This window comes from Pseudomonas sp. LBUM1653, from assembly GCF_059716115.1.
The window spans coordinates 2,282,432-2,307,768 of the sequence record NZ_CP166803.1 but is presented as its reverse complement, the minus strand read 5'-3'; the positions used below and the strand labels follow the sequence as shown (position 1 = coordinate 2,307,768).

General features: G+C 54.4%; 22 protein-coding genes and 1 pseudogene. 13 read left to right on the top strand and 10 right to left on the bottom strand.

Features of this window, described 5'->3' with window-relative positions:
• Positions 1–1,197 (bottom strand): OprD family outer membrane porin, encoded by a 1,197-nt coding sequence (locus tag ACA054_RS10445; RefSeq protein WP_497690273.1) that lies wholly within the window; start codon positions 1,195–1,197, stop codon positions 1–3.
• A gap of 422 nt (positions 1,198–1,619) precedes the next feature.
• Here ACA054_RS10445 and tspO point away from each other — a divergent pair, with 422 nt between their 5' ends.
• The 7 genes from tspO (at position 1,620) to ACA054_RS10410 (ending at position 9,694) form a co-directional block, all read left to right on the top strand.
• Positions 1,620–2,060 (top strand): tryptophan-rich sensory protein TspO, encoded by a 441-nt coding sequence (gene tspO, locus ACA054_RS10440; protein ID WP_497689311.1) that lies wholly within the window; start codon positions 1,620–1,622, stop codon positions 2,058–2,060.
• A 135-nt stretch (positions 2,061–2,195) separates the two neighbouring features.
• A complete protein-coding gene (gene hutC / locus ACA054_RS10435; protein ID WP_492642560.1) occupies positions 2,196–2,948 on the top strand; it encodes a histidine utilization transcriptional repressor HutC in 753 nt (250 codons plus the stop codon).
• A 393-nt stretch (positions 2,949–3,341) separates the two neighbouring features.
• Positions 3,342–5,021, top strand: a complete 1,680-nt coding sequence (gene hutU, locus ACA054_RS10430; RefSeq protein WP_497689310.1) for a urocanate hydratase — start codon at positions 3,342–3,344, stop codon at positions 5,019–5,021.
• Positions 5,022–5,163: 142 nt separating this feature from the next.
• Positions 5,164–6,330 carry a CaiB/BaiF CoA transferase family protein gene (locus ACA054_RS10425; RefSeq protein ID WP_497689309.1) on the top strand — a complete coding sequence of 389 codons (1,167 nt, stop codon included), beginning with the start codon at positions 5,164–5,166 and terminating at the stop codon, positions 6,328–6,330.
• Complete coding sequence (locus ACA054_RS10420; RefSeq protein WP_497689308.1) at positions 6,320–7,462, top strand: acyl-CoA dehydrogenase family protein; 1,143 nt, start codon at positions 6,320–6,322, stop codon at positions 7,460–7,462. Before ACA054_RS10425 ends, ACA054_RS10420 begins: the two co-directional genes overlap by 11 nt.
• A gap of 92 nt (positions 7,463–7,554) precedes the next feature.
• Positions 7,555–8,982: a purine-cytosine permease family protein gene (locus ACA054_RS10415; RefSeq protein WP_497689307.1), complete on the top strand. Its 1,428-nt coding sequence runs from the start codon at positions 7,555–7,557 to the stop codon at positions 8,980–8,982.
• Between the two features lie 91 nt (positions 8,983–9,073).
• Complete coding sequence (locus ACA054_RS10410) at positions 9,074–9,694, top strand: TetR/AcrR family transcriptional regulator (RefSeq protein ID WP_497689306.1); 621 nt, start codon at positions 9,074–9,076, stop codon at positions 9,692–9,694.
• Between the two features lie 82 nt (positions 9,695–9,776).
• Here ACA054_RS10410 and ACA054_RS10405 read toward each other — a convergent pair whose 3' ends face one another.
• On the bottom strand, positions 9,777–11,237 hold the full coding sequence (locus ACA054_RS10405) for an MFS transporter (protein WP_497689305.1): 1,461 nt from the start codon (positions 11,235–11,237) through the stop codon (positions 9,777–9,779).
• Between the two features lie 195 nt (positions 11,238–11,432).
• Between ACA054_RS10405 and ACA054_RS10400 the strand changes: the two genes are divergently transcribed.
• The 3 genes from ACA054_RS10400 (at position 11,433) to ACA054_RS10390 (ending at position 13,026) form a co-directional block, all read left to right on the top strand.
• Positions 11,433–11,846: a hypothetical protein gene (locus ACA054_RS10400; protein WP_497689304.1), complete on the top strand. Its 414-nt coding sequence runs from the start codon at positions 11,433–11,435 to the stop codon at positions 11,844–11,846.
• Positions 11,847–11,899: 53 nt separating this feature from the next.
• A complete protein-coding gene (locus tag ACA054_RS10395; RefSeq protein ID WP_497689303.1) occupies positions 11,900–12,334 on the top strand; it encodes a VOC family protein in 435 nt (144 codons plus the stop codon).
• Between the two features lie 110 nt (positions 12,335–12,444).
• A complete protein-coding gene (locus ACA054_RS10390; RefSeq protein WP_497689302.1) occupies positions 12,445–13,026 on the top strand; it encodes a hypothetical protein in 582 nt (193 codons plus the stop codon).
• 177 nt (positions 13,027–13,203) lie between these two features.
• Here the strand turns inward: ACA054_RS10390 and ACA054_RS10385 are convergent, their stop codons facing one another.
• Positions 13,204–14,079 carry a LysR substrate-binding domain-containing protein gene (locus tag ACA054_RS10385; RefSeq protein ID WP_497689301.1) on the bottom strand — a complete coding sequence of 292 codons (876 nt, stop codon included), beginning with the start codon at positions 14,077–14,079 and terminating at the stop codon, positions 13,204–13,206.
• A gap of 135 nt (positions 14,080–14,214) precedes the next feature.
• Here ACA054_RS10385 and ACA054_RS10380 point away from each other — a divergent pair, with 135 nt between their 5' ends.
• Both ACA054_RS10380 and ACA054_RS10375 read left to right on the top strand, forming a co-directional pair.
• Positions 14,215–14,565 (top strand): RidA family protein, encoded by a 351-nt coding sequence (locus ACA054_RS10380; RefSeq protein ID WP_497689300.1) that lies wholly within the window; start codon positions 14,215–14,217, stop codon positions 14,563–14,565.
• 61 nt (positions 14,566–14,626) lie between these two features.
• Positions 14,627–16,018, top strand: a complete 1,392-nt coding sequence (locus ACA054_RS10375) for an FAD-dependent oxidoreductase (RefSeq protein WP_497689299.1) — start codon at positions 14,627–14,629, stop codon at positions 16,016–16,018.
• Positions 16,019–16,123: 105 nt separating this feature from the next.
• On the opposite strand, the pseudogene ACA054_RS10370 reads toward ACA054_RS10375, so the two are convergent.
• The 5 genes and pseudogenes from ACA054_RS10370 to ACA054_RS10350 form a co-directional block, all read right to left on the bottom strand.
• Positions 16,124–16,414, bottom strand: a pseudogene (locus ACA054_RS10370) (group II intron maturase-specific domain-containing protein); the annotation flags it as partial.
• Between the two features lie 11 nt (positions 16,415–16,425).
• Complete coding sequence (locus ACA054_RS10365; protein WP_497689298.1) at positions 16,426–17,910, bottom strand: pyridoxal phosphate-dependent decarboxylase family protein; 1,485 nt, start codon at positions 17,908–17,910, stop codon at positions 16,426–16,428.
• On the bottom strand, positions 17,903–19,261 hold the full coding sequence (locus tag ACA054_RS10360; RefSeq protein WP_497689297.1) for a diaminobutyrate--2-oxoglutarate transaminase family protein: 1,359 nt from the start codon (positions 19,259–19,261) through the stop codon (positions 17,903–17,905). Before ACA054_RS10360 ends, ACA054_RS10365 begins: the two co-directional genes overlap by 8 nt.
• A gap of 149 nt (positions 19,262–19,410) precedes the next feature.
• Positions 19,411–20,730: an MATE family efflux transporter gene (locus tag ACA054_RS10355; protein WP_497689296.1), complete on the bottom strand. Its 1,320-nt coding sequence runs from the start codon at positions 20,728–20,730 to the stop codon at positions 19,411–19,413.
• Between the two features lie 21 nt (positions 20,731–20,751).
• Positions 20,752–21,624, bottom strand: coding sequence for an NAD-binding protein (locus tag ACA054_RS10350; RefSeq protein ID WP_497689295.1), 873 nt, complete (start codon positions 21,622–21,624; stop codon positions 20,752–20,754).
• A gap of 124 nt (positions 21,625–21,748) precedes the next feature.
• Here ACA054_RS10350 and ACA054_RS10345 point away from each other — a divergent pair, with 124 nt between their 5' ends.
• On the top strand, positions 21,749–22,942 hold the full coding sequence (locus ACA054_RS10345) for an IS4 family transposase (protein ID WP_497690272.1): 1,194 nt from the start codon (positions 21,749–21,751) through the stop codon (positions 22,940–22,942).
• Between the two features lie 326 nt (positions 22,943–23,268).
• On the opposite strand, the gene ACA054_RS10340 is transcribed toward ACA054_RS10345, so the two are convergent.
• Positions 23,269–23,811, bottom strand: a complete 543-nt coding sequence (locus tag ACA054_RS10340; RefSeq protein WP_497689294.1) for a hypothetical protein — start codon at positions 23,809–23,811, stop codon at positions 23,269–23,271.
• Positions 23,808–25,328: a hypothetical protein gene (locus ACA054_RS10335; protein ID WP_497689293.1), complete on the bottom strand. Its 1,521-nt coding sequence runs from the start codon at positions 25,326–25,328 to the stop codon at positions 23,808–23,810. The genes ACA054_RS10340 and ACA054_RS10335 overlap by 4 nt, the downstream gene beginning before the upstream one ends.
• Positions 25,329–25,337: the final 9 nt, after the last annotated feature.

Sequence of the window (25,337 nt, the reverse complement as noted above, 5' to 3'; positions counted from 1 at the left end):
TTACCAGAACTTCCAGGTGTAGGTCGTGGCGACACGGAACTCGTTGTAGTCGTAGCCGTATTTCTGTTTCACATCGATGTTGCGCAGGTCCAGCCCAAGGCCTTGCAGCGCCCCGCTCTGCACCACGTAGTTGAGTCCCAGGTAGCGTTCACTTTCCTGGTTGTCGCTCAAGTTGCCGCCCCGGTCCCAGTGAGTGCCCTTGATGTAGCGGGTGTAGAACTTCAGCCCTGGCATGCCCATCCCGGCAAAGTCATAGCTGTAGCGCGCCCCCCAGGACTTTTCATCCGGACGAACAAAACCCAGCGACGACCAGTGCACCAGGTAAGGTTGCGGGATATAACCGCTCATGGTCGGGAACACGCTGTCACCGAGCATGCGCTGGTAACTGAGGCCAAACATGTGGGCGCCTTTGAGCAAGGTGAACAAGGCACCGTAGGAACGGTTGTCGATTTCACCGTTCAACGCACTGCCATCTTCATTGTTATTGAAGTAGCGCAAGTCGGTTTTAAGTTTGTAGCCATTGCCCAAATCAGCCATGTGCATCAGGCCGAAATAGTGCTGCTGATAAATATCGTGCAAAACGCCGTAGAAATAACTGGCTTGCAGCGTCTTGCTGATGTCGTAAGTCACGCCGCCAAAATCCAGGCCGTCGCTGTCGAGATTATCGGTGGAGCCAAACTTGTAGAGTTTCTCGTGATTGGACGATTCCCGTGTCACGGCAGACCAGAATCGGCCGCCGGTCACCGTCAATCCATCGATTTCCTTGGACTCGACCACGACCCCTTGATAGATGGTATCCAGTTGTCGACTGGGGTCATCGAACGCCACCGGCAATTGCGGGCGCAGGTCACCGACCTTCAACTCGGTCTTGCTATAGCGCATCTTGAAGGTCGCACCGGCGCGACTGTAGTCATCGGCCGTCTGTTGATCGCTCACGCTATATGGCAGCGAAGCGTCGTTGCCCGACGAATCCAGGCGTACGGCGTATTGCGCATCTACATCGAGGCCGATGGCCAACGCCGTGTCGGTGTAGCCAGAGGTGAACTGCGCATCGAAACCCTGGGACCAACTGTGCACTTCAGACACCGGTGCATTCGTGTTGGTGTAGTTACGGTGCAGGTAGAAGTTACGCGTATCCACTTTGAAGTGACTGTCATCGATCACATCGGCATGCGCTGCCAATGGCGAACAGATCATCCCGATCGCACTGGCAATACCGAACCCACGGCAAGATTGCTTCACCTGACATCTCCACTCTTATTGTTATGAGGTAAACGCAAGGCGAGCTCAGTGGAACAATCCGCTACGACCACACGCCTCCTGTCTACGCAAGGTAAGCGAGTAGACGCCGCGCCGGTATCAAGACGAACAGCATCCGAAGGGGGGAAATCTCCAACCCGGCTAAAGGTTTCCCTTAGTCGACTGGCCGTTGCTATTCAAGCAACGGCGGTCGTGGAAGGCAGCTATCGGCCTACAGCCTCTCAATAAAGGGCTTTGTGCAATGACCAGCAAAAAGTCATCCCTCAATCCAAACTTTTCGCTTGATTGAGCGTCCTTTCTTTAAGACGGCCGACATGGCTTTGCAACTCCGGACAGCTGACCTCAGCTAAGGACTGGTGATGACATTTCTCATTTTTCTTCTCGCCTGCGCTGCTGCCGCAAGCACCGGCATCCTGTTCAAACCGGGCCAGTGGTACGAATCTCTCGTCAAACCCGGCTTCACGCCACCCAAGTGGGTGTTTCCCGTCGCTTGGTCGATTATCTATCTGCTCCTCGCCTGGGCCGGGTACCGGTTGACCCTGATACCTGGAAGTCAGGCGGTGCTGGCTTTATGGGCAGCGCAGATCGCACTTAACACACTGTGGACACCCGTGTTCTTCGGCGCACACCGCCTCTTCGCCGCGATGATGATTCTGGCGCTGCTCTGGCTGGTGGCCGTGGCAATGATGGTGATGGCATTGCGGCTTGACGTCATCACTGGCCTGATCCTCTTTCCTTACGTTGCCTGGCTGTGTGTAGCAGCCGCGTTGAACTTTTCCGTCTGGTGCAATAACCGTTGAAATTGGCCACTGGGTCTACCGGGGTAATACCGCATGATTTTCCAGGCAGCTTGCCTACGCATAGGCGTATCTGTCGTAGCTCGGTAAACTGGTGGGCAAGCTTGTCGGGGTAATTTTTTCAATTCAGGAATAAACGTGGCCAAATCTATTGAGGACAATGCGTCTCTCGAATCCTTTTCTCTCGAGAGCCCGTCCCCCCTGTATGCGCGGGTCAAGCAAATCATCATGCAGAAGATTCGCTCCGGTGCCTGGTTGCCCAATTCCAAGGTTCCGTCTGAAAGCGAATTGCTGAATTTGCTGGGGGTCAGTCGCATGACCATCAACCGCGCATTGCGCGAGCTGACTATTGAAGGCTCACTGGTGCGGATGCAAGGGGTTGGCACCTTCGTGGCGGAGCCCAAGGGGCATGCCGCGCTTTTCGAGATCCACAACATCGCAGAAGAAATCGAGGCCCGAGGTCATGAGCATCGCTGCGAAGTGATCGTGCTCGAGGAGATGCCCGAACGCGCCCGTGCATCCATGCCCTTCCCCCTGGAGGGGGTCAAGCGCCTGTTCCATTCGGTTGTGGTGCACCACGAGAATGGTGTGCCGGTGCAGATCGAAGAGCGCTTCGTCAATGCCGAGGTAGCACCCGCTTATCTGCAGCAGGACTTTACCAAGGTCACGCCCTACGCCTACCTGATCCAGTTGGCCCCGCTGACCGAAGGCGAACATGTGGTCGAGTCGATCCATGCCAAATCCGCGGAGTGCAAGCTGTTGCAAATCAAACGGTATGAGCCATGCCTGTTGATTCGCCGCCGTACCTGGGCAGCCAAAGGCCAGGTCGGTTGTGCGCGGCTGGTTTATCCCGGTTCGCGTTATCGACTGGAAGGCAAGTTCGGAAATTGATTCACGAGTCGAGCGGCCCCCGCTTGCCGCTCGACAAGACTGTTGTTGCAGACCTTTTGCAGATGCTGTTACTGCCAGCGCAAAAAGTGGCAAAAAGGTGACATCTCAGCGTTTCCCCCTGCACAAAAGTGTTACGAAATGCTCAACCCATCAGAACAATCTCGCATAGTTGCAACAGAATTTTGTTGTTCCCTCGCATTGCTCAATTTTTCTCATTATTTATAAGTCTTTGAATTTAATCGACTTATCTTTCTTGAAGATTTTTTTTGAAGCCATCAAAAACGATTTTGGCCTTTCACTTGCATTCACTTGTACATACAGGTTGGTATAAGCATACATGTACATCTTTGTGTGCCGATGCCACGCCACTGACCGCTGAATGAGGAAATGACCATGACCGCCAAGACCACCCGCCTGCGTGACGTCGAAATCCGTGCTGCACGCGGCAGCCAGCTGACCGCCAAGAGCTGGCTGACCGAAGCGCCGCTGCGCATGCTGATGAACAACCTCGACCCGGAAGTTGCCGAGAACCCTAAAGAACTGGTGGTTTACGGTGGTATCGGTCGTGCGGCACGTAACTGGGAATGCTACGACAAGATCGTCGAAAGCCTGACCAACCTGAACGACGACGAGACCCTGCTGGTGCAATCCGGCAAGCCGGTCGGCGTGTTCAAGACCCACACCAACGCACCGCGCGTACTGATCGCCAACTCCAACCTGGTGCCACACTGGGCGAGCTGGGAACACTTCAACGAACTCGACGCCAAAGGCCTGGCCATGTACGGCCAGATGACCGCGGGCAGCTGGATCTACATCGGCAGCCAGGGCATCGTCCAAGGCACCTACGAAACCTTCGTCGAAGCGGGTCGCCAGCACTACAACGATGACCTCAAAGGCAAGTGGGTGCTGACCGCCGGCCTGGGCGGCATGGGTGGTGCCCAGCCTCTGGCTGCAACCTTGGCCGGCGCGTGCTCGCTGAACATCGAATGCCAGCAGGTCAGCATCGATTTCCGTTTGAAAAGCCGCTATGTCGACGAGCAAGCCAGCGACCTCGACGACGCACTGGCCCGCATCGCCAAATACACCGCTGAAGGCAAAGCGATCTCCATCGCCCTGCTGGGCAACGCGGCAGAAATCCTGCCGGAACTGGTCAAGCGCGGCGTGCGCCCGGACATGGTCACCGACCAGACCAGCGCCCACGACCCGCTCAACGGCTACCTGCCTGCCGGCTGGACCTGGGATCAGTACCGTGCTCGCGCCAAGACCGAGCCGGCCGCTGTGATCAAAGCCGCCAAGCAATCGATGGCCGTTCATGTCAAAGCGATGCTCGACTTCCAGAAAATGGGCGTGCCGACCTTCGACTACGGCAACAACATCCGTCAGATGGCCCAGGAAGAAGGCGTGGAAAACGCATTCGACTTCCCAGGCTTCGTACCGGCCTACATCCGTCCACTGTTCTGCCGTGGCATCGGCCCGTTCCGTTGGGCTGCGCTGTCGGGCAACGCTGAAGATATCTACAAGACCGACGCCAAGGTCAAGGAACTGATCCCGGACGACGCCCACCTGCACAACTGGCTGGACATGGCCCGCGAGCGCATCAGCTTCCAGGGGCTGCCGGCCCGTATCTGCTGGGTTGGCCTGGGCCTGCGCGCCAAGCTGGGCCTGGCGTTCAACGAAATGGTGCGTAGCGGTGAGCTGTCCGCGCCAATCGTGATCGGTCGTGACCATCTGGACTCCGGTTCGGTATCGAGCCCGAACCGCGAAACCGAATCGATGCAGGATGGTTCCGATGCCGTGTCCGACTGGCCACTGCTCAACGCCCTGCTCAACACCGCGAGCGGCGCGACCTGGGTTTCCCTGCACCACGGCGGCGGCGTCGGCATGGGCTTCTCCCAGCACTCGGGCATGGTGATTGTCTGCGACGGTACCGATGAAGCGGCCGAGCGTATCGCGCGCGTCCTGCACAACGACCCGGCGACCGGCGTCATGCGCCATGCCGATGCGGGTTACCAGATCGCGATCGACTGCGCCAAGGAACAAGGGCTGAACCTGCCGATGATTACCGGCAAATAACGCAATACCCCTGTAGGAGCCGGCTTGCTGGCGATGGCGGTTTGCCTGGCACCTCGCGGTGTCTGAATCGCCAGCAAGCCGGCTCCTACAGGGGGTGCACAACCCAGAATAACAATCCAGCCCCTTTCCCGAGGAATCTGCCATGAGCAGCAGCCCGTTTACCCAACAACTGCAGGGCGTTCGCGTGCTGGACCTCAGCCGCGTACTGGCCGGCCCCCACTGCACCGCAATGCTCGCGGACCTGGGCGCCGACGTCATCAAGTTCGAAGTGCCGGGGCACGGTGATGACAGCCGCCACCTGGGCCCCTTCAAGAATGGCGAAAGCGTTTACTTCGGCCTGATCAATCGCGGCAAGCGCAGCGTCGAGATGGATTTCAAGTCCACCGAGGACCTGGCTCGCCTGTATGAATTGGTGCGCGACGCCGACGTCGTCGTGGAAAACTTCCGTCCCGGCGTAACCCATCGCCTGGGCATCGATTTCGACACCCTCAAGCAATACAACCCCAAGTTGATCTACGCGAGCATCTCCGGTTTTGGTCAGCATGGCCCCCTGTCACGCAATCCAGCCTATGACATCGTTGCGCAGGCGATGTCCGGACTGATGAGCGTCACCGGTTTCGCCGAAACAGGACCGACGCGCAGCGGCGAGGCAATCGGGGACTTGTGTGCCGGGGTTTATGCCGCCTGGGCAATCAGCTCGGCGTTGTTCGCCCGCGAGCGGCACGCGCCGGGCCCGCAATACATCGACGTCGCCATGTTCGATGTGTTGTTCAGCCTGCAAATGACCGGCCTGTCCAATCTGTTTGCCAATGGCGTCGCACCCGGCCTGGTCGGCAACCGCCATCCGGTGTCGACGCCCTTCGATACTTACCGCGCAGCGGATGGCCAGGTGGTCATTGCGGTTGCCAGCAACAAGCTGTTCCTGCGGTTGTGCGAATGCATGGGCAAACCTGAACTGGCCAGCGACCCACGTTTCGCCGATGACCCGCAACGTACGCTGAACGAGCCCGCCTTACGCGCCGAAATCGAACACTGGACGCGCAAGATGAGTGTCGACCGGGCTTGCGACATTCTGCTCGATGCCGGCGTGCCATCCTCCCCGGTATGGAACCTCGCCCAGGCCGCCGACAGCGAACAGGCGCAAGTTCGACAGCTACTGATTCGCCCCGAAGGCGCAGCCCAGCCACTGGTCCCGCAACCGGTTTTCTTCAATGGCCACAAACCCCATGCCCTCACCCAAGCCCCACGCCTGGGCGCCGACAACGCGGCATTCGGAATGAACAAACAGGAGCTTTCCCATGAACTTTGAATTGGACCAGGTCGAACTGGCGGTTATCGAATCAGCTGAAAAACTGGCGCGTGAAGTGATCCAGCCGCGCGCCCAGCATTACGACGAAACCGAGACGTTCTGCGCCGAGAGTCTTCAAGCCTTGGCAGAGCTGGGCGGCTTGGGCATCAACCTGCCCGAAGAATATGGCGGCCTGGGGATTGGCAGCCTGGCCATGAGCCGCGTGGTCGAGGCCGTCGCCGGTGCCTGCGCCTCCACGGCGTCGGCCTTGACCGCGCACTTCCTGGCGACTGACTCGATTCTGATCGGCGGCACCGAAGCGCAGAAACAGGAATGGCTGCCCCGCGCGGCCAGCGGCGAGTTGCTCGGTGCCTTCGCCCTGACCGAGCCGGCAGCGGGCTCCAACCCGGCCGACATGCGCTGCCGCGCAGTACCTGAAAACGGCGGTTGGAGAATACGCGGCAGCAAGCACTACATCACAAACGCCCGAGAAGCCGGATTCATCGTGCTCTATGCCAAGACCGACGCCGATGCCGGGCACAAAGGTATCAGTGCGTTCATGATTCCTCAGGGCACCGAGGGCATCAGTTTTTCCAGCCCTGAAAAAACCATGGGGCTGCGCGGCAGTACGATCTATGAACTGGCCCTGGACTGCTGGCTCCCGGCATCGGCACTGCTGGGCAGTGAAGGCGCCGGTTTCAACACGGCCATGGCGGTGCTTGATCGCGGCCGTGTCGAAGTGGCTGCGATGTCCCTGGGCGTTGCCAATGCGGCGTTGCAGGCAAGCCTGAACTGGGTCCGCGAACGGCAGATCGGGCCCAAACCGCTGGCGGCGTATCAAGGCACGCAATGGCGCCTGGCCGATATGTACGCTCAGCTGGAAGCCGCGCGCATGCTCACCTGGAAAGCCGCCGCGCGCCGCGACAGTGGTGAACGTTTCAGCCTGGAATCGGCCACCGCCAAGCTGTTCGCCGCCGAATGCGCCGGCTTCGTCACCGATGCCGCGCTGCAGCTGCACGGTGGCTATGGCTACATTCGCGACTTGCCGCTGGAGCGCTATGTTCGCGACGCACGCATCCTGCGGATTTTCGAGGGCACCTCGGAAGTACAGAAAATCATCATTTCGCGAAGCGTGCTCGACGCCCAGCGTTAATCGACGAAAACCGGGGCCTGATCTCAGGCCTCAACCTTGATATCCCAACCCGAGAAGGCTGTCGTATCCCACGACACCCGAGAGGAACCGCCATGTCCGCCTCCAAAGAAAGTGCGCAGCGCAAGACGTATATAGAACGGCGATCCATCGATTACATCCCCGAATCGGAGCGCCACGGCCGGCTGCTCAGTCAGTTCACATTGTGGTTCGGTGCCAACCTGCAAGTCACCGCGATCGTCACCGGGGCCCTGGCCGTGGTGCTGGGCGGTGACGTGTTCTGGTCGTTGATCGGCCTGCTGATCGGGCAACTGCTGGGCGGCGCGATCATGGCCTTGCATGCGGCCCAGGGCCCTCAGCTGGGCCTGCCGCAGATGATCTCCAGTCGCGTGCAGTTCGGCGTCTATGGCGCGGTCATTCCCATCGTGCTGGCCTGCTTGATGTATGTGGGGTTTTCGGCCAGTGGTTCGGTGCTCGCAGGCCAGGCCATCAGCCAACTGATGAACGTCAGTGATGGCACCGGCATTCTCATTTTCGCGGCAATGATTGTCGTGCTGACCGTGCTCGGCTATCGGACCATCCATTTGATCGGGCGGCTGTCGAGCCTGATTGGCGTGGTGTCGTTCTTCTACTTGTTCTATCGCTTGCTGTCGGCCCATGACATCGGCGAACTGCTGGCCAATCGGCATTTTTCACTGAGCAGTTTTCTGTTGGCAATCTCGCTGTCAGCCTCCTGGCAAATCGCCTTCGGCCCCTACGTCGCCGACTATTCGCGCTACCTGCCGAGAACCACATCAGCCTTGAAAACCTTTCTCGCCGTCGGCCTGGGATCGGTGATTGGCACACAAATCTCGATGATCTTCGGCGTGTTCGTCGCGGCGCTGGCGGGCGATCAGTTTGCAGGTCATGAGGTGTCCTACATCGTTGGCCTGGGTGCGAGTGGTTTTGTCGCGTCGCTGCTGTTTTTCAGCATTGTCTTCGGCAAGGTCACCATCACCACCCTCAACGCTTACGGCAGCTTCATGTCCCTGGCAACGATCGTCAGCGGCTTTCGCGGCAATCAGGAAATCTCCAGGACGTTGCGCTTGATCTACATCCTGGTCATGGTCGGACTGGCGACGGCACTGGCACTGATGGGGCGGCACTCGTTTCTGCATGACTTCTCCGCTTTCATCCTGTTCCTGCTGGCGTTTTTCACCCCCTGGAGCGCTATCAACCTGGTGGACTTCTATCTGGTGACCAAAGAGCGCTACGACATACCCGCCCTGTCCGATCCAGATGGCCGCTATGGTCGCTGGAACCTGCCCGGCATTGCGGTCTACATCCTCGGGGTACTGATTCAGATGCCGTTCATTGCCACCAGTTTCTACACCGGCCCCTTGGTCGAAACCCTCGGCGGCACCGATATTTCATGGTTGATCGGCCTGACCGTTCCCGCCGTCATTTACTACTGGGTGGCGCGAGGATCGCAACAACGAATTCCTTCGCGACTGATTCTTCCGCAAGAGTCCACCCCGGTCTGATCCACCTCAAAACGGGGCTGCTCGCCAGGGCAGCCCCGTACGTAACACTGATCAAACCAATCGATCGAGTTTTTTCCTTGATGGGACCACCATGCTTGAAGTCGATGCATCCGCCACTTCACCACTCAACGCTCGCGACCGGCTTGTTCACGCTGCCGTCGAGCTATTCGCAACACGCGGCTTTCAGGCCATTGGCCTGCGTGATCTAGCAGGCCACATAGGGTTGCGAGCCGGGTCGCTTTACCATCACATCGAAAATAAACAGTGCTTGTTGTTCGAGCTCATCGAGTCGGCTTTGTCAGACCTGCTGGTCATGACCAAGCGCCGCATGAAAGGCGCCAAGACCCCTTCCGAACGGGTACGTCGCTTTGTCCAGGCCTTCGTCAGCTTTACCCTCAACGAAAAGTACCGATTGATACTGGTGACCCGCGAGTTTGTTAACCTCAACGAGGAACACAAACTCCACGCGGATAAGTTGAAGCGTGCGCACAGCGCGCTGTTGAGCGAAATTATCGCCGATGAATACGATGTGAAGGGCAAGCCAGATGCCGAGACCTGCCTGATCACCCATGCAGTGATGGGGATGCTCTATGGCCAGTTGCAGTGGAGTGAGTTGGGTATTACGCAACAGCACCTGACGGAATTACTCACGGGTTGCGTCATGCGCATTATCGCAAGCAACAAGGGGAATGCTCGACAAGGAATATATTGAGTCGGTAACGATTGAACCTTTGCCAGTCGTTGTGGAGCTCCAACGGGCAAACACCTTGGCCCATTGACTGATAGTACTCCCCTCAATCCCCAGCCTGCGACAAAGGCCTGGCCACCTGCTCCAACCCTCGACGCTCCGCAGCCACCCCCCAAACCGCTTGCACCACCGCTGCCACACACATCAGCGCAGCGCCAATCAGATAACCGATCAACAGACTGCTGCGCTGCTGGGTCTGGATGAGTTGGCCAAACAGCATCGGCCCGATGATGCCGCCCAGGCCAGTGCCAAACGCGTAAAACACGGCGATGGCCAAGGCACGGATTTCCAGTGGGAAGGTTTCTGCGACGGTCAGGTAGGCCGAGCTGGCCGCTGCCGAAGCGAAAAAGAAGATCACCATCCACGCCGCGGCTTGCTGGGTGACATCCAGCCAATTCTGCTGGAAGGCATAGCCACTGAGCGCCAGCAATATCCCGGACATCGCGTAGGTGAAGCTGATCATCACGCGTCGGCCGATTACGTCAAACAGGCGCCCCAACAGCAGTGGCCCGCAGAAATTGCCCAGTGCCAAGGGCAATACGTACCAACCGACATGCTCAGCGGGTACCTGGTAAAAATCGGTGAGCACCAGCGCATAGGTGAAGAAGATCGCGTTGTAAAAGAAGGCCTGCGCGGTCAACAGGGTCATCCCCACCAGCGCCCTGCGGCGGAACCTGATGAACAGGGTATGGAAGATCTCCGCCAGCGGCGTATGGTCCCGCGCGTGCAGGCGCAATGGTTTGCTGGTCACGGCCGGCAGTTCATGGCCTTGTTCGCGCAGACGCGCTTCAATGCCTTCGACGATGTGTCGCGCCTCATCGTGCCGACCATGGACCAGCAGCCAGCGCGGGCTTTCCGGCAGCCACAGGCGCATCAACAGGATCAACAGGCCCAGCGCCGCACCGATGCCGAAGCACAGGCGCCAGCCCAGGTCGCCGCCGACCACGTGCGGGTCCAGCAGGACGATGGCCCCGCCGGCGCCAAGCGCTGCGCCTAACCAGAATGTACCGTTGATGGTCAGGTCGACCCAGCCGCGATAGCGTACCGGGGTGAATTCCTGGATGGTCGAATTGATCGCCGTGTATTCACCACCGATGCCCATGCCCGTGAGGAAGCGCAACAGCAGGAAGCTTTCCAGGTTGAAGGAGAACGCCGTGGCTGCCGTGGCGCCTACATACAGCCATAAAGTGATGAAGAACAGCTTGCGCCGCCCCAGGCGATCGGTCAGCCAGCCGAAGAGCAAGGCACCGACTACAGCGCCGGCGATGTAGATGCCGCCGGCCAAGCCAATATCGAAGTTGCTCATGCGCAGGTCGGGGCTGTTTTTCAGCGCGCCGGACACCGAGCCGGCCAGAGTCACTTCCAGGCCGTCGAGCAACCAGGTGATGCCTAGCGCGAACACTAGCAGGGTATGAAAACGGCCCCACGGCAAGCGGTCCAGGCGTGCTGGAAGATCTGTTTCGAATATCTCGCCGAGCTCGCGGCTATGCAGCTGTTGGTGGGTCATCGCCACATCATGGTCACTTGCAGTGCATTGTGAGATAGGAGTTGGCCTCTGGATCGGGAGTTCAAAATTGAGCGGCGGCTCCCTAGAACTTTTCCCTGTTTATCGGTCTATTTGGATAGGCACATCCCCCGGCAAGCGCGAACCCGCAGCCAGATGGCCACACGTCCCATTGTCAATCAGAGGTTGTATCCGCTCATGAAATTCCATGACCCACGGATGGTGCTCCTCGGCCTGTTCGCGTTCGCGGCAATGGGCTCGGCATCAGCAACACAGATGAAGACCTCAACCCCTGTTTTCGCAACTGAAGTCACAGCCGTTCAGACGCCCGTCCAGGCCGCCGGCAACCCTTGGCCGACCTTGGCCAGTATGGCCGGCAAGCAGCCAGGGCCGTTGCTTGCCCATGACGACCGATACTGGCGTGACGGCCGTTGGCACGATCGCAGGGACGATTGGCGACGAGACGACTGGCGTAGAGACCAATGGCGAAAAGATCAGTGGCGTAGAGAGCAAGCCCGCCGAGAAGCTGAACGCCATCGTGATTGGGATCGCCAGCATGATCGGGCCATGCGCCATCGCTACGAGGACGATCGCCGCTACTATCGTCGCTAGTGCCACGCCAATTCCCCAAATACACGACACCGTTGAAACAGGGAGCGAAGGACATGACAGTCAAGCGAATGGACAACGTCTTGATTGTTGTCGACGATCTTGAAGCGGTGAAGGCGTTCTTTATCGAGTTGGGCCTCAAGCTTGAGGGCCAAACCACCGTTGAAGGGCCTGCTATCGGGAGCCTCATAGGGCTGGGAAACGTGCGAGCGACCCTCGCGATGCTGCGCACTCCCGATGGGCAGGGAATTGAACTGGACAAATTCCACACGCCAGACGCCGTTCGGTTTGGGCCCGTGGACACGCCAGTGAATGCTTTGGGACTTCGTCGCATCATGTTTGCCGTCGATGCCATCGATGCGGTCGTTGCGCGGATGCAGGCCCATGGCGCAGAACTCATTGGCCAGATGCAGTACGAAAAATCGTACCGGCTCGCCTATATTCGTGGGCCTGAGGGCATTATCGTCGGGCTTGCCGAGCAACTCGGCTAGGGCGGACGGCTCGCTCGCGCGCACGACAATCGTTTGCAGGTCGGCAGCCATAGGGCCACATTTCCACTGCTATGCTGATAACAACTGTTTCTATACCAGAGACGAGTAGCATGGCAGCACAAAGCAAACATTCCCCGATCATGTTCAAGGCTCTGGCCTACTCGGCTGGAGTTTTCCTTGTCGCTGGGGCTGCCATGAAGCTGCTCGACACTTACTTCGACCTGACAATGTTGGCAGATACCACGGGCTGGCTGCTACGTTGTGTGGATTGGCTTTTGCTGGAAACGCCAATGCCGAATTGGTCGCTGCTGATGATTATCGCGATTTTAATCAGCACGCTGTCTGTAGCGATTTACTACGCCCGCATCACTGATGGAGCTTACGGCGAGTTACATGAGATAGAGCGAAAAGTTTACAAAAAGAACAACCCACAGTTTCCACAGCTGACAGATAACCAAACGTTACTGATGGAAGCTTTAGCCTATCATGCGAACTTCAGGAAAATTGCGAATTTAAACTCGGTTTGCAAGCTTGTCTCACTCAGCACGCTAGAAGTCGAAGCCGGTCTAAAGCAGCTCCAAGCCAAGCGTCTTGTGAAGCAAAAAGTGACAAGGGGTACGTTCGGCGCCACCACTTTTGAACTAACCTTGGCAGGTAAGGATTATGCGTTAGAGCGATTTGAGCTAACTTAGCGTAGACAGCCCATACCTTGCTTAACGGCACGATAGGCCAATGTCAGCTGGTTAAAGACCGGGGCTTTTGCCCCGCGCTACGATGACTCAAGCGCGCGGGCGGTGGGTACCTTACTGTGCTGAACCGTAGTCGTGGTGACAAAAGCCCCGACTGACGAGCTCAGGAACTTACGAAAATCACCCGCCTGCCACCTCTCTGACAATGTCAAAGAAGGTCGTCAGGATCCGTCGGGAACTCTGCGCCCGAAGGCAAACCAGTGTCTCGGTGAAGCGTTGCTGGCAATCGACGATCGGCAATCCGCGCAGCCGCGAATCCGAACCGAGCTCGGCCGCCGAGACAACACCGACCCCCATGCCGATGGCTACGGCCTCGCGCGCCGCTTCTCGCCCCTCCACCTCAATGGCCTTGCGAATTCGCAAGCCCGCCGCAGCCATCTCCTCTTCCAGGGATAGCCGCGTAACCGAGCCCTGCTCGCGCAACACCAGGGGCGTGTTGTCCAGATCGGCCAGGCAGATAGATTCTCGTTGCGCCCAAGGATGGTCATGGGCGACGAAGGCGAGCATCGGGTCGCTGCGAAGGTGCAGCTTGAGCAGTCGGTCATCTTCGATATTGCGCCCCAGCAGGGCAATGTCTGCCTGGTGCCCGAACAACCGCTGCAGGACCTCATCGGTATTGGCCGTTTCAACTTTCACATCGACACCGGGGTATCGAGCGCAGAAGCGCGCGACATAGGGCAGTACATGCACGGGCGCGTCTACGGCCAGGTTCAGGGTCCCCGTCGACAGGGTGCGGTAGTCCATCAACATGTCGTGCGCATCGACACTGATATCAAACAGGCGCTGGGTCAGGCCGAACAACCGCTCGCCCACTTCAGTCAGGCGCACCAGGCGTTTGTCTCGGTAAAACACCATCACACCGTAGTAATCCTCAAGCTTGCGCACCTGGTCGGACACCGCCGGTTGGGACAGGCAGAGCTGCTCGGCCGCGCGAGTGAAACTGCCGTTGATTGCCACAGCGTGGAAAGCCTTGAGCTGCGTATGGGAGATCGTCATGGATGGCCATTCTATAGGTTCAACTTATTCATGCATACGATAAATCGATTTTATCTATGAACAATGAACTGCAAGGATGGTTTTCGCAAATGCTTTAGTCACTGAGTCGTCGCTCCTACCCATCAGGAATGTCTAATGGAAATTGAACGTTTCGCCACGATAAAACGCCGTTCGGACATGGTCCGGCATGACAACAACCTCTACATCGGGGGCCAGGTTGCCACGGACCTCAGTGGCGGTATCGAGGCACAGACCCACGAAGTACTTTCCTCTATCGAGCAGCTGTTGCTCAGTGTCGGTAGCAGCCGCACCCGGGTGCTTTCGGTGCGCATCCTGCTGGCCCATCGTGAGGACTATGCAGGGCTCAACAGGGTCTGGGACGAGTTTTTCCCCGAAGGCCATGCCCCCGCACGCGCTTGCACCCTGGCCAATTTGATCGACCCCGGTTGGCGCGTGGAAATGATCGTGGTCGCCGCCTGCGGCTGATTGCGTCCTGAATCCCAGCCCCACCAGCCCCGCCCCGGAACCCATCGAACGGAGACACCCCATGCGCCCCTACTGGCTCGACCAGGCCCTGAAAAGCCAATCCGACACGCCCTGTCCGCCATTGCGCCAAGACACCCACGCCGATGTCTGCATCGTCGGCGGTGGTTATACCGGCTTGTGGTCCGCCATCATGCTCAAGGAACAGAACCCCGAGCTGGACGTTGTCATCGTTGAAGCGGACATCTGCGGTGCCGGTGCCAGTGGACGCAATGGCGGCTGTGCGCTGTCCTGGTCGGCCAAGTTCTTCACCCTGGAGCGCTTGTTCGGCGTCGAAGAGGCTGTACGCCTGGTCAAGGAATCGGAACAGAGCATTTACGCCATCGGCGACTTTTGCAAAAAATATGCAGTCGACGCCGATTACCGTCTTGATGGCACGCTCTACACCGCGACCAACCGCGCCCAGGTCGGCTCGACGGACGGGGTAATCGCGGCGCTGGAGCGCAATGGCATCAACTCCTTTTCCAAACGCGCGCTACCTGAGGTGCAACGTATGTCGGGTTCAACCCGGCACGTTGAAGGCTGGTTCTCACCTGCGGCGGCCAGTGTGCAACCGGGCAAGCTGGTGCGCGGTCTGCGACGGGTTGCGCTCGAACTGGGCGTGCGAATCCACGAGGGTTCGCCGATGACCGGCCTGGAACACGGGCTGCCGGCCACCGTCAAAACGCCGGGCGGGCGCGTCGTTGCCAAGCGCGTAGTCCTGGCCATCAACGCCTGGATGGCCCGTGCTTTTCCAGAGTTTTCGCGCTCAGTGGCCATCGTCTCCAGCGACATGATCATTACCGAGCCGCGACCTGACCTGCTCGAACGAATCGGCCTGACCAGCGGGGTCACCGTACTCGACTCGCGCATATTCGTGCACTACTACCACAACACCCCGGACGGCCGGATCATGCTCGGCAAAGGTGGCAATACCTTCGCTTACGGCGGGCGTATCCTGCCGGTATTTGACCAGCCTTCGCCCTACAAAGGGTTATTGCGCAATACCTTGACCGAGTTCTTTCCAGAGTTTGCCGATGTTGACATTGCCGCCACGTGGAACGGCCCGTCCGATCGTTCAGTCACCGGGCTACCGTTCTTCGGCCGGATGGGCGCAGGCGGCAATGTCTTTTATGGCTTCGGCTACTCAGGCAGCGGCGTCGGTCCCTGTCATATGGGAGGGCAAATCCTCTCATCGCTGGTGTTGGGGCTGGACAACCCCTGGACACGCTCGCCGCTGGTGCAAGGTCCGCTCGGCCATTTCCCGCCAGAGCCAATCCGCTACCTGGGCTCGCTGATGGTGCGCAACGCCATCCGGCGCAAGGAGCATGCCGAGGACCACAACCTGCGCCCCCGTCGACTGGATGTGCGCCTGGCGAAATTCGCCGCGGCGGCCGGTAAGTCGGACAAGGCATAGCGTAGCGATAAGTCTTCGATACTAGTTTCGTGATACCGAGTAAAAGGCGGTTTCGCAGCCGCCGTCCTCTCGCACCACCGTGCGTACAGTTCCGTATACGGCGGTTCAGGTTATGCGGAAAAGTCGGTTTATCGTATCCAGTAACGGGACCAGCCCGAGTCGGTCCCATAGCTACTTCGGTAGCGTCTGATTCATATGTGGCGCCCCCGAGTTCCACCATGGGCCTCGACCGTTGAACGCTGATTTGCAGGCGCGCGCCTCACTGAGCCCCAAACGCCTCAAGTTACGTATCCTCGTAAAAGGTAGCTTCCATTGGCGCCAGATGGCGTAGCGAAGTTTATGCCTCACCCAACCATCCAGCTCTTCCAGTGGCCGCTTGCTTTGACCGAGCTTGAAGTCCGAAGGTGTTATGCGCGCTCCGTTAGATAGGCGTCGACAATCACGTCAATAGTCGCCAGCAAGATATCGATATCTGCCAGTACGGTTTTTGAATTCAAGAGTGTCATTTTCAATGTTATTCGACCGTCTCTGCGGGTGACGCCTAGATTGGCAATGCCACGTTCAAGCAATACCTGCGCGACATGAATGTGCACCGCATCCCAATCTACATCAGCGCAAAGCGGTCTGCTAATCCGAAACAGGACACTCGATAACTGCGAACGACTGACCAGCTCGAACGACAAGAATTCGTCAATACGTTTAGCGACCGCACTAGCTAGATCAATCGCTTGGTCTATCAGTTCTGCGTATCGGGCCGTTCCGAGACTGCGGAGGCTCATCCATAGTTTCAGGGCGTCAAATCGACGAGTGGTCTGCAGGGACTTCGCAACCAAGTTCGGAAGGCCATCCCTATCATCCTCGACCGGGTTTAAATAATCCGCATGTGTACGCATCAGGTCGAAATGTGCGCTATCGCGAAGCAGAAATGCACCGCAACTGATGGTTTGGAAAAAGTGTTTGTGGAAGTCGAGGGTGACGGAGTCAGCACGCTCAAGCCCGTCTAAGCGATCACGGTATTTCTGAGATAGAAGCAACGCGCCGCCCCAAGCGGCATCCACGTGGAACCACAGCCCACGGTCCCGCGCGATGTCGGCTAGTTCACTGATAGGGTCAATTGCGCCCGTATCCGTCGTACCGGCGGTTGCGATGATGGCGAATGGTACCTTCGACTCGCTTGTTAGTCTGGACAGCGTACGCTCGACATCGACTGCAGCTAATCTGCCTTCGTGGTCGCAGGGCACGGAAATCGCAGCGCTGCTCCCTAGGCCGAGCAAGGACATCGATTGCTGTACTGAAAAGTGTGCTTGGCTTGAACAAACCACGACCATGCGGTGAGCGTCGACCGGAAGCCCCACCTCCTTGACGCTGATACCCAAATGAAGCAACGCATGACGATCACGAGCAAGTAATAGGCCCATTAAATTGCTTTGCGTGCCACCGCTAGTCAACACACCAGCATCGTTAGACGGGTAACCAATTCGTGCTCGGAGCGCGCAAACAAGATGTTGCTCGATAATTGTGGCCGACGGGCTCTGATCCCAGGAATCCATAGACTGGTTAGCTACGTTGATCAATACCTCAGCGGCTTGAGAAGCGAGAGTCGTGGGGCAGTGCAAATGCGCGACGCAGAGTGGATGATGGACCTGTAGCGCGTGGTCGAGAAAATACGTAGCGGCATCCGCTAGGGCCTGTTCGTCGCCAACTCCATGCTCCGAAAAGATATCGAGTTCTGACAACTGTTTCCGCAGCGCGTCAGGTCGAGCTCCGTCAAATAGAGTTCCTATTTCGAGCCATCGGGTCGCAGTTTCGACAGCTTTTGTCATCAAGCGACGATAAGCCGTCGCTCCCTGCTGATCGGAGGCGGTCATTCCTTTCCCCGGTAATTCATACATGACCGGTTGCCTGTGGAATGACACGCGTGGCCGTTTCCAGTGCCGCCTCCAGGCGCTCGATAACGATGCCTCCTTCCTGATGTGTCAATGTCAACGGAGGTAGAAGTCTCAGAACCGCGCCGTGCCGACCACCGCGCTCGACAATCAATTGATTATCGAAGCAGGCTCGTTGAAGTGCTTGCGACAAACGTGGATGGGAGGGATGGCTGCCACGTGAATCAGGGGCGAGTTCGGTATCTACAATTTCAATTCCAAGCATCAGTCCGCGCCCACGAATTTCAGCTATGCAGGGGAAACGTAGCTTCAGTTGCATAAGATCTCTTTCCAGCTCAGCGCCGACTGTACGTACATTCGCGAGCACATCTGTCTTCACCATGAGTTCAAGCGTCGCTTTGCCGGCAGCCATGGCGAGTTGGTTACCTCGAAATGTGCCGGCGTGAGCACCCGGCGACCAAACGTCGAAAACACTCCGGTATGCCACCAGCGACAACGGAAGACCACCTCCTATCGCCTTCGACAGTACAATCATGTCGGGAACTATATTCGCGTGTTCAAACGCGAACCATTGCCCAGTACGTCCAACTCCCGCCTGCACTTCGTCTAGTATCAGGATGATCTCGTGTCGGCGGGTGACCTCGCGTAGTTTCAGTAGCCATGGAGCTGGTGCAGGAATGACGCCGCCTTCCCCTTGAATCGCCTCGACGATGATTGCTGCCGGCTTGGTAACGCCGCTCTCGACATCATCGAGGAAACGTTCGACTAACACGCCCAAAGCAGTGCTCGCTGTCTCGCCGCCAATTCCGAGCGGACAACGATACGAGTATGGATAGGGCAAGAACTGTACGTCCGGCATCAGACTACCCACAGAAGTCTTCGGTCCGAGATTGCCGGTCACGCTTAGGGCTCCAAACGTCATACCGTGATAAGCGCCACTGAAACTAATGATGCTGGAACGGCCCGTGGAAATTTTCGCCAGCTTAATCGCAGCCTCCACGGCATCGGCACCGGTCGGGCCGCAAAATTGCAGACGCCAATTGTCCGGAGAACCAGGCAGCAATTTAAGTATGGTTGCGCAGAATTCGTCTTTGACAGGTGTGGTCAAATCGAGTGTGTGTAACGGCAACTGATGATCGAGCACATCTCGTATTGCAGCGATAACTGAAGGGTGGTTATGGCCAACGGCCAATGTTCCTGCACCAGACAAGCAATCAAGGTAGCGTCTATCTTCGACATCGGTTATCCACGCACCTTCCGCCGACTTAATCGCAATTGGAAATTTACGCGGATAGCTTATTGCGTTTGATTCAAAATGCGACTGTCTTTCAAGATAATATCTATTGGTAAATGGCATGATCGAACCTTTATCTAATGTTCAATAATCTCGACATCCAGAAACAGAGCTTCGGAAAATCGAGCGCGAAGCCAGACTTGTCACGATTCAAGGCACATCGTACGACCGGATAGGTGGCGAAAATAAACAGTCATCTCACCAACGGTTAATCAACCAAATGAGTCAGCAGCAAGCGGGCGACTATCATGCCTTCTTAAGATCACACCCAATCGCCAAAGTAAAATTAGCATCAAAATAAATGAGCAACAAACAAGAGCAATAAATATAGAACTGACACTATATTCATACAACAAAAGCAAACAGATAGAAATAGTCAGCCCAAATATATTTAGAGACAAGATGGTAAATATTGTTGGCATCCAAAAATCCCCCATGCTCCTCAATGTCATTCGAGTCACAATATAAACATACTCAAAAATCAAAAAAGGCAATGAAATTGTAATATTGCTCTCAATCGATTTTCTCACCACCTCATTAGAAGTATAGATTATGGATATATTCTCCTTTAAGAAAAAACAAGCAATCAACAACGGTATCAATATAGATATTCCAAACTTGAGCCCCTGACTGTACGCTTGTCTAAGCAGGGAAAAATTTTTTCTCTCGTAGTAGCGAGCTGCAACTATACCTGTAGCATTCCCCACCCCAATTGAAATCATATATATGACACTCAAAAAATGGAGTGAGGCATGATATGCAGAAAGGCTTGCCTCACCAAGGCCTTTGGAAACAAACGAGAGAATAAAAAACAATAGACTTTCACCACCAAAGCAAAGTGCCAAGGGAACCCCACTAAAAAAATAAGTCGTATACACTTTTTTTGGAATGCTCTGCAAGTACCGAAAAGTAGAAATGTAGTGTTGAATATTTTTATCGAAAAAACTGAACGCTACTGCAACAAAAAGCCACTTCAGGACAACATAAGCGGACACGAAGAGAATCACATTCGAATCCAACCCAATCAAGACTAAAATGCCCCCCAGGAGGATAACAAATAAATTAAATGCCCACGTATATAAAAGCTCATATCTAGTTTTCTTCATAGCATTAAAAAAATTAAAGATAACTATCTGCGTATAAATAGCAGGAATGGACAACGAGAATATCAGCAGCACCTCAAGCCCTAGAGAACTATCGTTAAACGCCATACCACCTGACAAACTAACAACATAAAGGAACACCCCAAAAACAACAACCCCTCCAAAAACAATCGCACACCTGAAGGAAATATTTAAGTTAAGATCGACATCGTTAGAATTCAAGTCAGTCGAGCCGGCCACATTAATCAGTAGCACTGAAAAAAATCCGATTCCAACAACCGTAAAAAAAGAAACCAATGCCCAAGCTAGTGAGGCATCACTGAGTGAGTCAACTATAAAATGCCCGATAAAGGAAAAATAAAGGAGAGATGCAACCATCTCACCTACCCTGGAAACTATCAACGGAATAGATATTCGAGCGATACTCATTTGTCTTCCCCAGTTTATGCGCTACCGTATCTCACCAAGAATTTCTGAATACACCTCCCCCTCCCACTCGGCGAACAAATCCAGGCCTAATGAGATTAAAAAAGCGGAAAGAATCTTTCCGAAAATGAAGTGAAGCGATAGATTCCTTGCATCAAACGCAGCATAGCTTGATAAATTAATGGGTCTGCCTTTATTAACAACATTTATCCTTTTTCCATCCAGCACGATCGATGAACCATCGCCCTTCTCAAAACACTCAATTAACTCCTGATCAAACTCATCGTCATAAGAGGTTACAACCAGAATATAGCCATTATCACTTATGGCGTTAACTACCTTCTTGGTGACACCTTGTTGCCCTGACATAGAAAAGCAGTATTCAAAACAACCAACATAACCCTCCAACTCAGCAAGGGTTAAAACCTCAAAACCCTCTGTCGCCGCCATAAACAGGCGAGCTTTATCTGAGTCAACAACAACGACATTTGTTACACCTCTTCCCCTAAGCCCGAAGCAAAGTGAACGCCCAATTCTGCCGTAACCAACAACCAATGCAGATTTATATTTCGACCAATCTGTAACAAACGAAGGTAGATGCGACAAAATAATATTTGCCACCATTACATTCTCTGCCATCTTGTAGGAGTCATATGCGACCGACTTGAACCCCATCCCTTTCTTGAAATATTCAGTGCACTGATACTTTTTATGGCCGTTGGCAGTATCTTCAAGCACTAGTAGTAGCCGCTCACCCAATGAAGTTGATATAGCATCGATGTAAGGAGCAAAATAACCGCCTATATCAAAAATTATAACTGGCAGATCTGACTTACTTATAAGACTTTCGATTTCTTTAACAGTTTTACCGAATGCGCTCCTGTCGCGCGCTTTCATTATTCGGGTCGGATCCTGAGAAATCCCCGATTTTTCTTACAACAAATCAAGAAGTTAGGAATTGAAGAGACCTGCACGGGTCGGCAGCTTGTATTGCACCACACAAAAACAAGATCCCGATCCCATGCAGGCCATCCGATTCTTACACAGCGCGCTCGCCCAAGCACTTCCCACCGTCCATTCTCGCCGTCTGAAAACATTAATGTGTTGTGTCAGCGCATTACTTCGAGGACGTCGGCTCACTTTGACGGGGCTTGGCCGATTCATGTCAGGCAAGGCCTATCCCAAACACGCCATCAAACGAGTAGATCGACTGCTGGGTAATCGCCATCTGCAAACAGAGCGCTCGCTGTTTTACTGGGTCATGTTGCGAGCGTTGCTGGGGTCACTGAGACATCCGTTGATCCTGGTCGATTGGTCACCCATTGATGCGGCTGGAGAGTTCTTTTTATTACGCGCAGCCATCCCTTTGGCAGGACGTTCGTTTCCCATTTATGAGAGCGTCCATGAGCGCGAGGGTTGTCCGAAATATCAAAAACGGTTGCTGCAAACGTTGGCCGAAATGCTCCCCCAAGACTGCGTGCCGATCCTTGTGGCTGATGCGGGGTTTCGACGGCCATGGATCAAAGCCGTCGAAGCACAAGGCTGGTATTACGTGGGGCGAGTGCGTAATCGGGACCTCTACCGCAGCGCCTCGGGCACCTGGTTACCGGTTAAAAATCTCTACGCTCTGGCGTCGTCCTCACCGAAGTCGCTGGGCCATATCGAGATGACTCAAAGCGCGCCGCACTTCATTCATTTGTACTGCGTCAGGCACCGGGCCAAGGGGCGAAAACATCAGCGTGTTACCGGCTCAATTGCCAAAAATAAACTCAGCCGGCAATCGGCCAATCGTGAACGAGAACCCTGGTTATTGGCCAGCAACCTGCCAGAGGGTCAATGGAATCCATCGAGAATCGTGGCCATCTACAAGCAGCGGATGCAGATAGAAGAAGGCTTCCGGGATGTAAAAAGCGAACACTTCGGCGTTGGCGTGACTCGTCATCGAAGTCATTGCCCGCGCCGTATTGAAGTGCTGTTACTGATCTCGGCGTTGGCCAACTACATCATCTGTCTAACCGGCTTACAGGCCCGTGAAGCAGGTCACGAACAACGTTTTCAAAGCAACAGCCTTAAACGCCGGCGGGTGTTGTCACTGTGGCGCCTGGGGTTGGAGTACTGGCGCAGCGGACGCGGCTCAAAATCTCGAAAAACCTTGGAAAGGCTCGAGCGCGCGTTGCGAAACGAGGTACATCAACAGGCACAGGCGCTGGAGTAGATTTGTGGGGATCCCTCAGGGTCGGATCGCTAATATGCATTAGTAAATTCGAATTTAATGAGGACTTCTTGGGAACCAGGTAAATATTTTCAAACATCTTAAGCCAGTTATTACATATACTAAGATTTACCGTGGTCGACAAATGAGAAAAACAAAGATCAAACAACTGCCCAATGAGTTTTTGCCTGATGATCCATGAGCACTTAGCACCTGTTGATAGAAGTAGTCTGCGATCCTATCAGCGCTCAAGTAGTTTAATCGTCTTGATACAGGAATATCTAATAAACCTTCAATAATTCTCATGGCAACCCTCCTCTTTCAGAATTCTAACAATGGCACTCCAATCTAGAGAACAGCGCCAGGACATCAACATAAAGTGACGAGCATCTGCTTAACTCATCTAGCGGATGAGATTTTTTACTTTTCCGAAATTCACTCGAACCCCTCTGAATTCTTTCGCGAACCTCACACATATCAATGAAACTAACACCAGCACTATGCACCCCAGTAAAACCAAAAGCAGGCCAGCGAACATCGTTAAACTCAATATTCTCACCTGGCAAACTCAATGCGACTTCAAGACCTAACTCAAGATAATTACATTCAACACTTTCAGCTATAAACAACTCTTTAGATTCAACTATTTCACTCATTAACTCACACAACGTTAAAATACATAAAACGCAAACCTCATCGCCGTCCAAGTTATCTTCACACTGAAGAAACTTGTTTAGCCTGAACAAATAACTACACCCATCATCTAAACCTCCCTTTTCTGCAAGAACCGAAACACATCTCTCGTACGTAGCATCCCCAATACTTAGCCGGGCGCCCAACTCATTAAAGATAAAATCAACAAACTGCTTCATAGTTCAACCACCGTATTGGTTGGGGTATCGATAAAGACTTTCTTGTTAAGAAATGAACCTACATCAAAATTATGTATATCAATAAAAATCGCAGGGATTCTTACCATTCTGGCAAATACCGCCCTTAGAAAAAAGGCATCTCTATGTTCCCCCAAAAAAATAAAAGCCTCTGGTAAATTGTTGGCATCGAAACTAAAGATTGAATCTTTGAAACTTAAACAAATAGCTCCTTTCCGCCAACCTTCCGCGCCCTTTTTAATAATACCAACTGACGACCCCGGAACTTCACACGCCCAAGCTGATAAGTTAATATTCGCATCGCGCACACTATAGCCTTCCATCTCCCTACAAATCTGACTTTGCTCATCAATATCAACAAGCGTAACGCCAACTCCTTGTACCTCCCCGAAAAACATCTTATCCTTTTCAAACCGCCGAACTAACGTTCGTGCCGAATCTAACGTTATTACCTTTGCTCTATACAAAAGCTCAGGACCAAGCCATTTATGTTTAATCGCCAACCCACCGGAAAATACGTAATTTGACATTTCCCCCGAGATAGCGGTGGCTTTGAATATCTCTGTAGCGCTAGACAATAAATAGGCATTTTTTTCCACCTCCAAGCACTCATCCCCAAGTATATCTTCAACAGTAATATTGCTATCAGCAGGAAGATTGGCCAACCCATATATTCCACTTTCCCTGTTATATATGCGCGATAGACTGCGCGCATCCAATCCATATTTGAGCATTCTTAAAACCAAACCTATAGGTTGCGTTCCAGATCTATTATGCATAACTGGACCATCGCACGCGGCGAACTGCATGGAGTTACTCTTCACCACCCCATCAACTAATGTCGAAACACTTACTCCAGAACCAATCTGACAGATCACACCTGTATATTTAGATATTTTATAATTTCTCTCAAGCTCTTCCAGACATGCTTTTATTGCAAGCCCATGATAGCCACTTGAATATAATCCATACCTTCTAACGAAAGAACTTTCGAACGGAATTCTTCCCTCCATATGCAATGAAAAATCACCCACAGCATGATCCCTCACCATTAGTTGTGCCGCACCAGGAAAAACTTTCTTGGTCGCTTGGATCACAGCAAGACAAAGTGAATTATGCCGTGAGCTTAAGTAATCATTGAACTCTAAAACTTGCTCCTGATGAGCAGTGATTTCTTGTACTGTGGGACCGTATCCCGCAAACTTCACTCTGTGACCAATTTGTTTAGGGTCGGACCATTGCAATAATCCAAGAGTATCACTCACCTTATGCACAGCCAGATCAGCAGCTTTAATTAAATCATCTCCAATGTTTACCTTATACGCCTCATCTTTCAGCCCTAAACCCTTGCTATATCTCACCTTTACGACCTGAGTCAACAACCCAATAAAGTTAATATTTATATCAACCCTATCAATCCAACTAAATACTGAAACCTTAATTGACGAACTGCCGACATTCACCGTCATCCTAGGACTGGAATTAATTTCTACGCGCATACGACCTCC

What these genes read in the sequence shown, in the direction of transcription:
- ACA054_RS10445 (WP_497690273.1), bottom strand. Translation starts at nt 1,197, where the DNA reads ATGATCTGTTCGCCATTGGCAGCGCATGCCGATGTGATCGATGACAGT.
- tspO (WP_497689311.1), top strand. Translation starts at nt 1,620, where the DNA reads ATGACATTTCTCATTTTTCTTCTCGCCTGCGCTGCTGCCGCAAGCACC.
- hutU (WP_497689310.1), top strand. Translation starts at nt 3,342, where the DNA reads ATGACCGCCAAGACCACCCGCCTGCGTGACGTCGAAATCCGTGCTGCA.
- ACA054_RS10425 (WP_497689309.1), top strand. Translation starts at nt 5,164, where the DNA reads ATGAGCAGCAGCCCGTTTACCCAACAACTGCAGGGCGTTCGCGTGCTG.
- ACA054_RS10420 (WP_497689308.1), top strand. Translation starts at nt 6,320, where the DNA reads ATGAACTTTGAATTGGACCAGGTCGAACTGGCGGTTATCGAATCAGCT.
- ACA054_RS10415 (WP_497689307.1), top strand. Translation starts at nt 7,555, where the DNA reads ATGTCCGCCTCCAAAGAAAGTGCGCAGCGCAAGACGTATATAGAACGG.
- ACA054_RS10410 (WP_497689306.1), top strand. Translation starts at nt 9,074, where the DNA reads ATGCTTGAAGTCGATGCATCCGCCACTTCACCACTCAACGCTCGCGAC.
- ACA054_RS10405 (WP_497689305.1), bottom strand. Translation starts at nt 11,237, where the DNA reads ATGACCCACCAACAGCTGCATAGCCGCGAGCTCGGCGAGATATTCGAA.
- ACA054_RS10400 (WP_497689304.1), top strand. Translation starts at nt 11,433, where the DNA reads ATGAAATTCCATGACCCACGGATGGTGCTCCTCGGCCTGTTCGCGTTC.
- ACA054_RS10395 (WP_497689303.1), top strand. Translation starts at nt 11,900, where the DNA reads ATGACAGTCAAGCGAATGGACAACGTCTTGATTGTTGTCGACGATCTT.
- ACA054_RS10390 (WP_497689302.1), top strand. Translation starts at nt 12,445, where the DNA reads ATGGCAGCACAAAGCAAACATTCCCCGATCATGTTCAAGGCTCTGGCC.
- ACA054_RS10385 (WP_497689301.1), bottom strand. Translation starts at nt 14,079, where the DNA reads ATGACGATCTCCCATACGCAGCTCAAGGCTTTCCACGCTGTGGCAATC.
- ACA054_RS10380 (WP_497689300.1), top strand. Translation starts at nt 14,215, where the DNA reads ATGGAAATTGAACGTTTCGCCACGATAAAACGCCGTTCGGACATGGTC.
- ACA054_RS10375 (WP_497689299.1), top strand. Translation starts at nt 14,627, where the DNA reads ATGCGCCCCTACTGGCTCGACCAGGCCCTGAAAAGCCAATCCGACACG.
- ACA054_RS10365 (WP_497689298.1), bottom strand. Translation starts at nt 17,910, where the DNA reads ATGTATGAATTACCGGGGAAAGGAATGACCGCCTCCGATCAGCAGGGA.
- ACA054_RS10360 (WP_497689297.1), bottom strand. Translation starts at nt 19,261, where the DNA reads ATGCCATTTACCAATAGATATTATCTTGAAAGACAGTCGCATTTTGAA.
- ACA054_RS10355 (WP_497689296.1), bottom strand. Translation starts at nt 20,730, where the DNA reads ATGAGTATCGCTCGAATATCTATTCCGTTGATAGTTTCCAGGGTAGGT.
- ACA054_RS10350 (WP_497689295.1), bottom strand. Translation starts at nt 21,624, where the DNA reads ATGAAAGCGCGCGACAGGAGCGCATTCGGTAAAACTGTTAAAGAAATC.
- ACA054_RS10345 (WP_497690272.1), top strand. Translation starts at nt 21,749, where the DNA reads ATGCAGGCCATCCGATTCTTACACAGCGCGCTCGCCCAAGCACTTCCC.
- ACA054_RS10340 (WP_497689294.1), bottom strand. Translation starts at nt 23,811, where the DNA reads ATGAAGCAGTTTGTTGATTTTATCTTTAATGAGTTGGGCGCCCGGCTA.
- ACA054_RS10335 (WP_497689293.1), bottom strand. Translation starts at nt 25,328, where the DNA reads ATGCGCGTAGAAATTAATTCCAGTCCTAGGATGACGGTGAATGTCGGC.